Source organism: Paenibacillus illinoisensis NBRC 15959 (assembly GCF_004000925.1).
Taxonomy (GTDB): Bacteria; Bacillota; Bacilli; order Paenibacillales; family Paenibacillaceae; genus Paenibacillus; species Paenibacillus illinoisensis.
Genome location: NZ_BIME01000001.1, coordinates 383,947 through 397,433 on the forward strand (window position 1 = coordinate 383,947; position 13,487 = coordinate 397,433).

12 protein-coding genes are annotated in these 13,487 nt (G+C 44.7%); 4 read left to right on the top strand and 8 right to left on the bottom strand.

Going from position 1 to position 13,487, the window contains the following annotated elements:
• The first annotated feature begins 120 nt into the window (after positions 1–120).
• Together PIL01S_RS01580 and PIL01S_RS01585 are read left to right on the top strand one after the other, a co-directional pair.
• Positions 121–630 carry an RNA polymerase sigma factor gene (locus tag PIL01S_RS01580; protein ID WP_127535966.1) on the top strand — a complete coding sequence of 170 codons (510 nt, stop codon included), beginning with the start codon at positions 121–123 and terminating at the stop codon, positions 628–630.
• 2 nt (positions 631–632) lie between these two features.
• A complete protein-coding gene (locus PIL01S_RS01585; protein ID WP_127535967.1) occupies positions 633–1,685 on the top strand; it encodes an anti sigma factor C-terminal domain-containing protein in 1,053 nt (350 codons plus the stop codon).
• 220 nt (positions 1,686–1,905) lie between these two features.
• Here the strand turns inward: PIL01S_RS01585 and PIL01S_RS01590 are convergent, their stop codons facing one another.
• Positions 1,906–2,460 (bottom strand): helix-turn-helix domain-containing protein, encoded by a 555-nt coding sequence (locus tag PIL01S_RS01590; protein ID WP_127535968.1) that lies wholly within the window; start codon positions 2,458–2,460, stop codon positions 1,906–1,908.
• A gap of 132 nt (positions 2,461–2,592) precedes the next feature.
• Between PIL01S_RS01590 and PIL01S_RS01595 the strand changes: the two genes are divergently transcribed.
• The gene (locus PIL01S_RS01595; RefSeq protein ID WP_246058062.1) at positions 2,593–3,171 is read left to right on the top strand and encodes a LysE family transporter; all 579 of its coding nucleotides are present in this window, start codon (positions 2,593–2,595) and stop codon (positions 3,169–3,171) included.
• Positions 3,172–3,215: 44 nt separating this feature from the next.
• Here the strand turns inward: PIL01S_RS01595 and PIL01S_RS01600 are convergent, their stop codons facing one another.
• From PIL01S_RS01600 to PIL01S_RS01620, 5 genes are all read right to left on the bottom strand, one after another.
• Positions 3,216–4,190, bottom strand: a complete 975-nt coding sequence (locus PIL01S_RS01600; RefSeq protein ID WP_127535969.1) for an MBL fold metallo-hydrolase — start codon at positions 4,188–4,190, stop codon at positions 3,216–3,218.
• Positions 4,191–4,225: 35 nt separating this feature from the next.
• Entirely contained in the window at positions 4,226–4,870 is a 645-nt protein-coding gene (locus PIL01S_RS01605; protein WP_127535970.1) for a protein kinase family protein, read from the bottom strand.
• Positions 4,871–5,161: 291 nt separating this feature from the next.
• Positions 5,162–6,643, bottom strand: a complete 1,482-nt coding sequence (locus tag PIL01S_RS01610) for a DHA2 family efflux MFS transporter permease subunit (RefSeq protein WP_127536589.1) — start codon at positions 6,641–6,643, stop codon at positions 5,162–5,164.
• A gap of 61 nt (positions 6,644–6,704) precedes the next feature.
• Positions 6,705–7,292: a TetR/AcrR family transcriptional regulator gene (locus PIL01S_RS01615; protein ID WP_127535971.1), complete on the bottom strand. Its 588-nt coding sequence runs from the start codon at positions 7,290–7,292 to the stop codon at positions 6,705–6,707.
• 287 nt (positions 7,293–7,579) lie between these two features.
• Positions 7,580–8,497, bottom strand: a complete 918-nt coding sequence (locus tag PIL01S_RS01620; protein ID WP_127535972.1) for an NAD(P)/FAD-dependent oxidoreductase — start codon at positions 8,495–8,497, stop codon at positions 7,580–7,582.
• Positions 8,498–8,900: 403 nt separating this feature from the next.
• Between PIL01S_RS01620 and cyoE the strand changes: the two genes are divergently transcribed.
• The gene (cyoE, locus tag PIL01S_RS01625; protein WP_127535973.1) at positions 8,901–9,830 is read left to right on the top strand and encodes a heme o synthase; all 930 of its coding nucleotides are present in this window, start codon (positions 8,901–8,903) and stop codon (positions 9,828–9,830) included.
• A 94-nt stretch (positions 9,831–9,924) separates the two neighbouring features.
• On the opposite strand, the gene PIL01S_RS01630 is transcribed toward cyoE, so the two are convergent.
• Both PIL01S_RS01630 and PIL01S_RS01635 read right to left on the bottom strand, forming a co-directional pair.
• Positions 9,925–11,694 (bottom strand): ABC transporter ATP-binding protein, encoded by a 1,770-nt coding sequence (locus tag PIL01S_RS01630; protein ID WP_127535974.1) that lies wholly within the window; start codon positions 11,692–11,694, stop codon positions 9,925–9,927.
• Positions 11,691–13,436, bottom strand: coding sequence for an ABC transporter ATP-binding protein (locus PIL01S_RS01635; protein WP_127535975.1), 1,746 nt, complete (start codon positions 13,434–13,436; stop codon positions 11,691–11,693). Before PIL01S_RS01635 ends, PIL01S_RS01630 begins: the two co-directional genes overlap by 4 nt.
• Positions 13,437–13,487 lie beyond the last annotated feature (51 nt).

The following is a 13,487-nucleotide window of genomic DNA, read 5'->3' on the forward strand; positions in this document are numbered from 1 at the left end:
TTCATGAATAGTTATCTCCTAAATGATATGTATTCTAATAATTCTCCTAAAAATTTCAATTCCACTGTAACATTAGTCTCCCTGCCCCGTTGTCTAAATAGAAGGAGGAGGAAACTTGAAATGAGGAGTGATCTATATACAGAACTATTCAAGCAGTACCAGTCCTCCCTGTATCTCTATCTATTCCGAATGTGTGGATCTCCGGAGACAGCTGAAGAATTAGTTCAAGAAACCTTTTACAGAGCTATGGTTTCCATGAAAGCCGAGCATGCAAAATATGCTAGAGCTTGGTTGTATAAAGTAGCTCGGCATTTATTTATCGATTGGTACCGTAAATATCGTGGAGAAAAGCAAATGAATCAAGAGTTGGAGAAGCAAGGCGTAGAAAATACATATCGGACTCCTGAGGAAGTACTGACTGCTCGTGAACATACCATTCGTATTCAACAAGTGATGAAGAAACTGCCCGAACAATATCGAACCATTTTGTTACTACGAGAAATGAACGAGTTATCCTATAAGGAACTTTGCGAGATTCTGGATATGAATATGAACCAGGTTAAGGTCACTCTTTTTCGTGCCAGAGAACGATTCAAAGCAGAGATGCTTCAAATGAAAGGAGACGTTTGAGTATGTCTAAAATACCACATGATGAGGAACGTTTATTTCAGGAAGAAGATTTTGAACATCAGCATCCTGAATGGGGTCATAAGCAGTTTAAACGAATGGTATGGAAAACAAGATGGAAATTTTTCCTTAATGCAGGAGGAGCGCTTTTTCTAGTTTTTTTGGTCTATCACATCTACGTCTCAGCTCTCCATATCTATTTTGATCAATCAGAGGTACGTAATAATTTCTTACGTTCCATTATGTCTGTCGTTGAAATGCATGGTGATGGACTTCGTGTAGAAAAAAGAATATCTGTTCAACCTTTTGAAGTAACTCCGTTTTTAACTCAGAAAGCTAATTTGAAATTATATCGACACGTGGGTTCATGGGAGGTAGTCACAGGTGAGATTCAAGCTACGCTCAGTATAACCGGTAAGTTCAGCTATTCAATTACCAATACAGGAGCGTATTTGAATGGCAATAATCCCGGCCCTTTCTATCTACCTTACTCATTGGTCAATGGTAAATCTGATCATAATGATTCTGAGGAAAATAGTAGCCTCAAACGGCTAGCTGAAATTGATGATGGACATGTCGCAGAGATGTCATTATCCTTGAAAAACCTAGCATCTCCCAATCAACTGATGAAGCTTCTTTCAGATTACGATGTTGCGGTGACTGCTATGCCGATTTATTCAGGCGAATTCACCCAGCCCGATGCTTCCTATTCACGAGCAGGTTTGTTTGACTATAATATTCCACATCTTACCCTTAAACCTCTTTATGAATTTAATTTGAAAGGCGCAAGGTGGTTTAATTACTTCGTCCCGGAAGATGCAGGACAAATGCAGGAACAGATTGACGCCATGTTGACTGAACTAAAATGGATGATTAATCATCTTGATTACAATGAAGCTGAACAAGATAAACAGCGTCTTGCCTACCTAGACGAGAATGGAGTTCAAGTATATGGTGCGGTTGTTACAGGCCCTGTGCGAGAGTTGGAGAAACTTACAAAGTTAGCTGAATTCCATCATTTCCAGTTGAGCCGCGTAGAAGTCTGGAACTGGAATTGAAGCAGGTAGTTGACTAATCCTATAGTGCGGTTATTTCTCATTTAAAGAAGAGATGATACCTGTTATTCCAAGGTAACATCTCTTCTTTATAATTAATAATGTTTCTATACTCTTCTTCTCTTCTGTGTTTAAGCATTTTAAATATGAATTGTAAATGTCGGAGTGCCTACAAAGCGCCAACAAAGACGATCCTCTTTAACTCGAAAAAATCGAAACCAATTTACCCTGGATAATGAATAACCATGCTAAGTCGGTTCTCCGAAACTCCAGAGTTTATATAACGATGCGGCTTGTCTGCTCGAAAGCGAATAGACTCTCCCCGCTTCACCTTAAGATCTTCTCCCCCGACATGAATCGTCATTTCCCCTTCAAAGACGGTAATAAACTCCTCTGTTCCGTCAATGTGCGGCTCTGCACTCCATGAAGCTGCCTCATCCATCTCCAGGACATACATTTCGAACCGACGGCCCTCTTCAAAGGGAAAATGCGGATAAATCCGTACTCTTCCGTTTTCCTCCGTTAACACGTGAATATCATCAACCGTCACGATCGACGCATCCGATTTCGGCTCATGAATCAATGCGGTGAACGACACTTTGAGGCCGTTTGCAATTTTCCAGACGGTTGCGATGGAAGGGTTCGATTCTCCCCGTTCAATCTGACCTAACATGGTCTTGCTGATCCCTGACATTTCGGCAACTTTATCCAAACTAAGCTTTCTTTGCTCCCGGATCTGCTTCAGATTTTGAGCAAGTACAACGTTGATATTTTCCAACCTGTAACCACCTCTTTAAAAAATCGGTATTGTGCAATATACAGTCCATATCGTACAATGATAACGCACAAACGTTATAACGTACATTTCATGCAATTATAGCACACAACAAACTTTTTGCGGAGGACAATCATGATTATCCCTTTATTGACGTATGCCATTGTCGCATCATTTACACCGGGTCCCAATAACATTATCGCCATGACCCAAGCTAGACATCGTGGATTTGCCAAGACATTTCCATTTGTTGGTGGAGTAGCCGCGGGTTGCCTGCTGATTATGTTTCTATCCAGTTATTTCAATCTCGTTCTGCAACAGTATATTCCGAGACTCAGACCCGTTTTGAATGTGTTGGGATGTGTCTATCTGATCTATCTGGCATTCAAAATTATGCGTAGTACGTCTGCACACCAGGAAGAAACTCGCACCAATCCCTATTCATTTTGGTTTGGCTTCACTCTACAGTTCATGAATCCCAAAGTCATTTTGTATGGTTTAACCGCAATCTCGGTGTTTGTCTTGCCGCTTGCCCAGTCACATGCTCACATGATGATATTCTCTGTATTGTTAACGATTGTGGGGATCAGTGCCAATATGACATGGGCGTTATGCGGGGTGATATTTCAGAGTGTACTCGTGAGATATGAGCGTCCATTTAATATGGTTATGGGCATCCTCTTAATTTGTAGTGCAATTTCAATGTTAAAATAAACAAAAAGCGTCCACTCATGTGCTGAGTAGACGCTGTAAGATTACTAGAAGCCGGATTTCCACCAATGTTCCGTTGGATAAATTCCGGTACGGATCTGAACCTTTTCTCCAATCTTCGGAGTTGTGATATCGATATTGGCGCCGCGTGCTGCCTGGGTAATCCGTTCAACCGGATCGGTCCAAGCATGGTAGGCTAGGGTGAATGCTCCCCAATGAATGGGAATGAGCAGCTTTCCTTTTACATCCAGATGGGCTTGTACGGTTTCTTCCGGCATCATATGTATGTTGGCCCATCGTTCGTCATATTGTCCACATTCCATCATCGTTAAGTCGAATGGCCCATACTTGTCACCGATCTCTTTGAAGTGAGGTCCGTACCCACTGTCTCCACTAAAAAACACCTTTGTCTCGTGTCCGGAGATTACCCATGAGCACCATAGCGTGGAGTTACGATCGAATAATCCTCTCCCCGAAAAGTGCCTTGCAGGCGTGCATGCCAGTGTCAGGCCCTTGAACGGAAGCTCATCCCACCAGCCATGCTCCGTAATTTTATCCGAAGGCACACCGATTTGAATCAAACGCCTACGTACGCCAAGCGGTACAATAAACCGTTCGGTTTTATTCATCAATCTCCGAATGGAGGAATAATCCAGATGATCATAATGATCATGAGATAAGACGATGGCATCCAGTGGGGGAAGATCTTCTGGCGAAACTGGCAAATTAACGTTGTAGCGCTTCGTCCCCACCCACGATACCGGAGATGGACGGTTACCCAGCATGGGATCAAAAAGCAATCGGGTTCCTTCCATTTCAAGCAGAAAAGCCGAATGTCCGAACCATGTCACTTGTGGATGATCATCAGCGTTCAATATTTCGCTAAACTCACTTTTCACGTTCGGTATATGACTCAGAGGTCTTCGTTCCTGACCACTTTTAAGGGAATCCCGAAGCATGCTCAGCATGGCCTTCAAGCTCATATTCATCGATGTTGGAATCTGATTTTCGTATTTGGTCATCTTATTACCTTCTGTTCTTCATAATGGCTGGTTCACTATGAAATAATGGATTCATTAACCTGGGATTGGAACTGCTCCAATGCGTGCTTAACTTCTGAAGCTGTAAGGCCATGCCGAAACAGATATTCCTGTAATTCCTTCACTTCTGCTTCATCACCCGCCAGAACTCCATTGATTTTACGGATCACCGCTTCTTCCATATCTTTTCGCTCGGGTCCTGCAGGCTCACATAGCCAAAAATCAGTTCTTTTCACATTTCCCTCGCCCGTCCAGAGCAAATTTTCATAACGTATCACATCCCAATCCCGATACCCAGACTGAATCTGCTGAAGTTCGGAATATAACAAATCGTAGATCAGGTTGCACGGAATATGTCCAAAGTACTTTCGATACTGTCTCAGATTATATCCATCAATCCATTCGGTCAAGATAAAATGTCCTGGAGAGTAGGCATACAGTTTTGGGACATGGCGGTTGCTTTGCATGGACATGATGGCTTCGCCCTCGAGTTCTCCACCGATCTTCCCACGCTTGGTGTACACTTTGAGGCAGTATTCCTGTACTTTATAGACGACAGACTGTTTACCCAGCAGCGAAGCCTGCATGTTCAGGTGCCCGTTCCGTTCATAACGCAATAGCATATCTTTCAGATGTGGTGTTAATGGTTGAATGATTTTCATAAAAGAGTTCTCCTTGATCGATTATCAAAGCTAAAACGTTTTCCACTCTGTGATGAATCTTACTTCACTTCACTATTATTGTCGCTAAACTAGAAGTTGAACATATCCAATTTCGCCAGAACATGAACTATTTGCTTTCATATTCATATATGTGACTTTTGACGTACTGGATCTGACTTTTTTCCACTCTAATGGATGGAACACGTTTCATGTCGAGGTGTCAACATATAAAAAAACGATGTCCCCCAGCCGCAGCTGGAAGAACATCGTCTAATGTTAAGTGATATCGAATTAATGCATAGGGCCTTGTTGACCTTGTTGTGATCCAACCTTCACCCGTTTAACAAAGAAAGAGATCACCAGACCAATCACGGCAAGAACCAGTGCAAACACAAATGCATTCTGTACCCCTGACGTGAAACCAGCGAGCTGATTTTCCGGGCTCTCCGGGTTAGTTACATTGCTCAAGAAGCGAGTCTGACCCGCGCTCAGAATACTTACGGCAACCGCAGTACCGATCGCACCGGATACTTGCTGCAATGTATTCATGATTGCCGTTCCGTGAGGATAATACTCTGGCGGCAGCTGATTCAGACCGTTCGTTTGAGCAGGCATCATGATCATCGAAATCCCGATCATCATGAATACATGCATGGTAATGATTGTACCCAAAGCCGTTGTCGGCGTAATGCCTGTGTACATGAACAGAACAACTGTCACGATCGCCAGGCCAATGATAACGAGCCATTTGGGACCAAATTTGTCAAACAAACGTCCCATAACCGGAGACAAGAATCCGTTCAGCAAGCTGCCCGGCAGCAGGACCAGACCTGCAGTCAGTGCTGTAACGGCCATACCTTGCTGCAGATACATTGGAAGGATCAGCATGGAAGACAACATCATCATCATACAGATGAAGATCAGGATCAAGCCGATCGTAAACATTGGATATTTGAATGCGCGCAGATCCATCATTGGCTGCTTCATCCGTAACTGACGGATGCTGAACAGCAGCAAGGACAATACCCCGATAACCAGGGTAACTACCACGACTGGACTGGTCCAGCCTCCGCCTGTATCCCCGTGTCCACCCGCACTGCTGAATCCATATACAATACCGCCAAAACCGAGGGTAGACAATATAATGGAGATAACATCAATTTTCGGCTTCGTCAGCTTCGAAATGTTCGGCAAGAACAACAAACCACACACCAGCGAGATAATGAAGAACGGCAATGAAATCCAGAAAATCCAGTGCCAGCTCAGATTAGCCAAGATCAAACCGGAAATACTCGGACCGCTCGCTGGGGCAAACATAATTACGAGACCGATTAACCCCATGGCAGCACCACGTTTTTCAATCGGGAAAATAACCAAAATGGTGTTAAACATCAATGGCAGCAAGAGAGCTGTACCTACAGCCTGCAATACCCGTGCAACCAAAAGCAGTTCAAAACTTGGTGCAATTGCAGCAACAATGGTTCCCGCAATCGAAAATATCAGAGACGTTGTAAACAACTGTCTTGTTGTAAACCATTGTAATAACATACCGGAAACCGGCACCAAAATACCCAGTACGAGCAGATAACCTGTCGTCAACCATTGAATCGTTGTTGGTCCAACTTCAAGCAGGGTCATCAGCGGCGTCAGTGCCACATTAAGCGCTGTTTCACCGAACAGGCCAATGAATCCGCTCAATAGCATCGCGAACAGTATGGGCAGTACCTTATATTGCTTTGTTTCTTGTTGGTCCTGTACAGAACCAGCTTTCATGGAAACCTCCACGATCCCATCCTCCTCAAACGTTTATAACTGTTTCTCTCTTTGTGCAGACTTATTGAATCCCTCTAGCATTCTTAGCCACACTCGACAAATAATCAGCAGCCGTCAGCAGAGGCTGCTTATCCTGATTGGTCAGACTGATAATCAGTGCTCCCTCCATTAAAGAGATGACCAAAAGACCCGTTTCTCGTGCTTTCTCCTCACCAACGCCCTCCATCAACAGATGTTTCGTAATGATGTTCTGCCAATTGGCGAATACACCCTGGCATGCCACACGCAGTTGATGACTGATACAGGAAGTCTCCACGGCTGCCCAAAAGCTGAATGGCAGAAACCCCGTGAAACCAGCCGCTTCCGTTTCATCAGCCATGTCATGAATAAACCTCTGGATGGCATCTCCTGTGCTCTCATGGGCTGCGAAGGTATCCTCGAATTTCTGCATGATCTGTTCATTGGCTTTCTGGATGCACTCGTGAGCGAGCTCTTCCTTGCCGTGCGGAAAATAATGATATAACGATCCTTTTGGCGTACTGCTCTCCTTAATAATCTGATTAAGACCGGTCGCATGATATCCTTGTGAAAAAAACAGTCTGGCTGCTGTGCTGACAATTTGTTCTTTAGCATTAGACTTTTCACTCAATGGAGCCACTTCCTTAATCTGAATTATAACAATCGGTCTACATAATTAAACCCGTTTCCAATAAGACTGTCAATAACTTTATCAAAGAAATGTTATGGAAACGCTAACAGTTTGTTATCTTCATATTAAAAGCTGCGAAGAGACTGGATTATGGGCTAAGAATATAAAAAGACGGCTTTTCGCCGCCTTGATCCTAATAGGTCTGCTCGTGCTCGATCTCTGAAACTTGGAGAACATTTCTTCATTTCATTAAAACCAGTCTGACCTACTCTACTCAACTACAGCATTTATAACTTTCCTGAATTATCCCAGGCCTCGGCGTTCAGCTCACTATTCATGCTAACGGCCGCGAGCGCGCCCAACGAAGCGGCAGTAATCGCCTGATATATTTCCGATGCAGCATCTCCCGAACTGAATACACCTGGTACAGACGTTTTGGCAAACTCATCTACCTTAACTGTCCCCGACTCCGTTACTTCGCACCCCAGTGTTTTAGCCAGATCCGAACCGATGACAAGCTTTGGTGCGAAGAAAATGCCTGTACACTCCACGGTATTTCCGTCCTCCAGCACAATCTGCCTAACCATTCCTTCCTCCGATTCAATGGATTGGATCGGCGTGTCCAGTACAGACACCTGATGCTGTTTCAACTCCTCACGCTGTTCCTCCGTCATTCCAGTTCCGTTCGTTAGTATGGTGAATCGGTTCGTCCAACCCGATATTACTTTGGCCATGTGTACGGCTTTATCACCACTCACAATGATGCCAAGGGGTTGATCCCTTAATTCCCAGCCATCACAGTATGGGCATACAAAGGCACTCTTGCCATATACCGCGGACAGTCCTGGAATGTCGAGAGGCTGGTCTTTTTTACCGATTGCAAAAAGAAGCTTCCGGCCTCTTACCATCTTTCCTTCTACCGTTGTTACTTCAAATGAACCTTCCGTTCCTGTGACGGCAGCGGCTGTGTCCTCCATGACATGTACAGAAGGATAGGCGCGAATCTGCTCTTTGGCGATTTGGCGGAATTCACTAGGCGTTGCCCCGTCTCTTGTCAAGAAACCATGAGTTTCACGAGTCACCATATTACGCGGTCGCCCTTCATCGATCACTACAACCTCTTTTCTGGCTCTTCCGAGGACCAATGCGGCATTCAGACCGGATGGTCCCCCGCCTATGATAATCACATCTACTATTTTAATCATTTTAAACACCCTTTCCAGATACTTAAAGTCCTTAATTGATCCAAAAAAAGATTCTCTTCTTCACAGCCTATGGTTTAACACAGTAAACCCTGACAATAACAACCAGATAGGCTATAATAAAGAGAATGAAATTAAAAACAATTAAAGACCCTTTATATCTACAATAGACCCTTATTTTCAAAAATGCAAGTATAATTTTCTCATTTATTATCATATCTTTGTTTTTTTTATGAATTCTGTAGCACAGAAATTCAATTTTAACAATTAAAAAAAACCTTGTTTTTAAATTGTTCACAATCAATTGACAGTATTTTTAAACAAAAACGTGTTTTAATTCACATAGTAAACTAAATGCTATAATAAGGGCACGAGATATATAAGTATAGATATAGGAAGTGAGCATTTGAAAACACTGAATAAGGGGTCACAACCCAAAATTGAACTAGAGTATAGCTCCATTCCGAAAGTATTCTTTGATACGATCAAAGTCGGAATCATCAAGTCCAATCTGATCGCCATGCTTGCCGGTTTGTGTCTGGCATTGTATGTATTTGATGCCTCATTCATAGCCAACATTGTGCCGATCATACTGTCTGTCATCGGTTCCTCCCTGATCATCGGGGCTGCTGGTGTGTTCAACAACTTGTACGACCGGGATATTGACGCGATTATGGAACGTACAAGAACACGTCCAACCGTTACGGGTCAAGTTGATACCAAGTCCGGACTTATTCTGGGGATCACGATTACGGTGCTCGGGGGCATTCTACTGTATATTGCTTCACCTTCAGCAGCCGTATTTGGTATCCTGGGATTGTTGCTTTATGTCTTCCCATATACCATGTGGACCAAACGTACAACAATATACAATACGGAAGTAGGCAGCTTGTCCGGTGCCGTTCCACCACTGATTGGTTGGGCAGCAATCTCACCGGAACTCGGACATTTTGAAATCTGGGCTTTGGTTGTTACCATGCTCTTGTGGCAAATGCCTCACTTCTACGGTATTGCCATCCGCAGATTTGACGAATATAAGGCAGCTGGTGTCCCAATGCTTCCTGTTGTCAAAGGAATCAGACGCACATATATTCAAACGAATGTCTATCTGGTATTGTTATTGCTCTCCAGCTTTTTATTCTGGCCGCTTAGCCCGTTAGTGGCGATTGTCGCTTTCTTGGTCAGCTTGGCATGGCTCATTCTTAGCGTGGCAACATTTGATCGTAACCAAACCAAGAAATGGTCACATAAAATGTTCATTTTCTCCATCAATCACATTACGATTGTATTCCTGGTGATCATCGCTTATTCCCTGATCGCACAGCTGCTCAGATAAAGAATTGCAGCAATCTTGAATATAAACAAGCCGTACAGACAAACTCTTGTAAAGAGTTAACTGTACGGCTTTTTATATGGTTGTTAATCTGAACTTATCCCACTTTCACAGGCGCTTGTTCTCCCTGCCAGAGCAATTGCATTTCTTCACTGGTCGCAAGCAGCTCGCTCAAGCTTCCTTCTGCTTCAATACGGCCATCTTTTAATACGATAATATGATCTGCCTTAGCCAGTGCTGCTCGCCGGTGTGAAACGGCAATACATGTCACATGCTGCTCGTTGGATAACCCCTCCCACACCTGCTGTTCCGTTTCCACATCCAGTGCACTCGATAGATCATCGAAGATATACAGATCCGCTTCAGTCATTAGCATCCGTGCCGTGGCTGCACGCTGAATCTGTCCACCAGACAGCATGACACCCCTTGGACCAACGGAGGTTTCCAATCCCTGTTCGAGGTGTTCAATATCCTTTTTCATTACAGCCAGGCGAATGGCACGTGCGAGCGATTCGCCTACTCTACCCTTTTTGCCTTGCACAATGTTCTCCTTCAATGTATCACTGAACAATCGGGGGACCTGAGGCGTGTAAGCCGCACGAGGCGGCATCAAGAATGTTGCGGGATCTACCTCTTCCCCGTTCCACCGAATATCCCCCTCCTGTTTCGGCAATAATCCAAGCAGCGTCCTCACCAGTGTAGATTTTCCCGATCCGATTCGTCCGGTAATCACAATAAATTGTCCGCGTTTCAGTCGGAGGTTAATATTCTGAATTCCTTTTGGAGAATTAGGATAATGGTATGTCAGATTCCTGACTTCCAGCTCCCTAAGTTTATCGTCCTTTTCTCTCTGTAGTTCAACTGGTTCCGGCGGATCCTCATACAGATAGATCTCTCTTGATTCGATGATGCAATCTTCTTCACCAGGACGAAACAGCTTGCGCATGCGGTCAAATGAGACCTTCAGTCGTTTATGCTGGAATACCATATACCCGAATAAGGAAATGCTAAAGCCAATGTTAGCAAGATACGATGTAAACAAGGCAAAGTCACCTACAGTGAATTGTCCGGTTCTCATTTCGGCTGCACACATCAGCAGGATTAACCCTGTACAAATGCTGAGCACATGCTGATTCAGGGATCTCATCCACTGTTTGAACAGATTATCCCTTAAGGCTGCTTGACGACGATCCTCATTGAGTTGATTGAACCGGGCTGAAACATGCTGCTCGGCCTGCCCCAGTTTCAAAGCCTGCACTGCACCAAACGTTTCCGCTATAAAACTCGTAATCCGCCCTGTCGCTTCCCGATTTTTCTGGGCGTATTTACGTGCGCGATTCCCTGACAGATTGTTCAGCAGCGTAACCACAAGTAATGGCATGACGGCAACCAGTGTGATTTTCCAGTTGATGCTCGCCATAATGACGATGGATACAATGGCAAACACAAGCCTTCCCCAGAAGTCTACCCAGGACTCAACATACTCGACAACTTCGTCCACATCATCACGAAAGCGACTCATCGCTTCTCCGGGTGATGCTGGAAGATTACGTCCAGGCCAGCGCATAATACCTGCCAGCATGTTGGTACGAAGAATGGCCTGAATGTGAAAGACATATGTAATCCACGCATAGAAAGCGGCAAAGAACGTGCCTACTCTGGCTAATCTTACTAGCGCAATGAATATTAGCGGCACTGCCAGCCATAAGTAATCACTGGAGCCAATCGTCACCCGGTCAAAAAACCACTGCATCCCAATACCAATAGCTAATGGCAAGGAATGAAACAAGCACCACAACAAACCGTTAATGATGAATAATACCGTTCTAAATCGAAACAGCCGTCCAATAAATCCTGCAACATTCATGCAAGTTCCTCCTCTCTGCCCGTCATTCGCAGCCGTGCATAATGAGAATTCGGATTGTTCGCCAGGTCTTCCCTCGCACCGAATTCCAATATCCGGCCATCCCCCAGTACCATGATCTGATCTACCTGTTCAAGCGTAGCCAGACGATGAGCGATAATAATTCCCGTACATTGCTGCATCAACTGGTTGACAGCCGACTGGAGCAAGTGTTCCGTAGCGGCATCCAGACGTGAGGATGGTTCATCCAGAATGACCAAACTCGGCTCAGTCAGAAACACCCGGGTTAAAGCAAATAATTGCGCTTCCCCAGCGGACAAGGATGAACCACCCGCCGTCAAATGGGTATCCAGTCCATTTGGCTGGGTATCAATCCATTGACGCAGACCCAGTCGATCCGTCGTTTCCAGGATCATGTCATCGGGCACCTCCTGATTGAACAATGTCAGGTTATCCCGAAGTGTACCATCGAACAGCTGAACATCCTGCGTAACCATGCCCACCCGTCTGTACAGTGCCTTCAAGCTGAGCTTGGAAATATCCATACCACCAACGCGGATAACACCGCGGTCCAGATTATATAAACGAAGCAGCACCCGGCTCAGGCTAGACTTTCCGCTACCTGTTCGACCAATAATTCCAAGCCTCTGACCAGGCTCAATCTTAAAATGAATATCCTGTAAAACAGGCTTATCATTGTTATAGCTGAAGTGTACATGATCAAATTCAAGACCAAGCGCTCCATTCGGAAGCTGTTCCTGGTCTCCGTCTTTGATTTCACTGCTCAGGGCAAGCAGTTCCCTGGAACGAAGCATACCGGATTTCGCTTTTTGAAACTCCTGCACCTGATCTCCCAGCATCTCAATCGGATCATTCAGCATCTGGGTATATTGATAGATCAGAAACAAGGTTCCGATGCTAATCGCCCCTTGCATAAAATAATGAACTCCCAGCAAGAGAACCACTGTAACAGCAATGGCGAATAAAATGACGGTGGTATTCCACGGAATTACGCGGAGCATCCAGGCTCTCCGGCCTTTCAGGAATACCGTGCGCATTAATTTGTAGAAACGGCTCATGACATACGGCACGTGCCCGTTCGCCTGTACATCTTCAATTCCGGCAATCCGTTCTTCGATCATGCCGAACAGGGATGCACTTGCTTCTCGCTCATTTTTGGAGGATTGTACGCCCAAATTACGGATAAATACCATAAATAAAATCGATAATAACGTAAACACGGTCATGACGATTGCAATAGGTACATTCACCGTGAACATAAATCCGAGTATGCCGGCAAGCAATACAAAACTCCCGATAACCTGAACAATAAACATGGCGAAAAAATTGGAAATGCTCGTTACATCTCCATCGACACGTTCAATCATCTCCCCGGGTGTTTTTACATTGTGAAAACGCATATCCAGCTGCAGACAATGTTTAAGCAGATCTCCCCGCAGCTGATTGGTTGCACGCCAAGACACATCATTGCCAAAATAACTGACTGCCACCGTAATCAACTGATTACATACAGCAACGACCAGAAAGAGCCCTGCGAGCTGAATCAGACTTGCGAGCATTCCACCGCTTGCGGCTGTATCAATAAAGCGCTGGATGATCTGCGGATTCAGCAGCTGCAAGCCGGTAGAAGTCAGCAGCATTACCAGCAGCAGTGCGAGTCGCCCTTTTACAGGCTTCAGATAACGGAAGAGCCAGGTCATGGATCTTTTTTCTTGTTTGGGCATGCTGCCCACCCCTTTACGTCGATTTAAATTCCTTTTTCAATGAACTTCAAT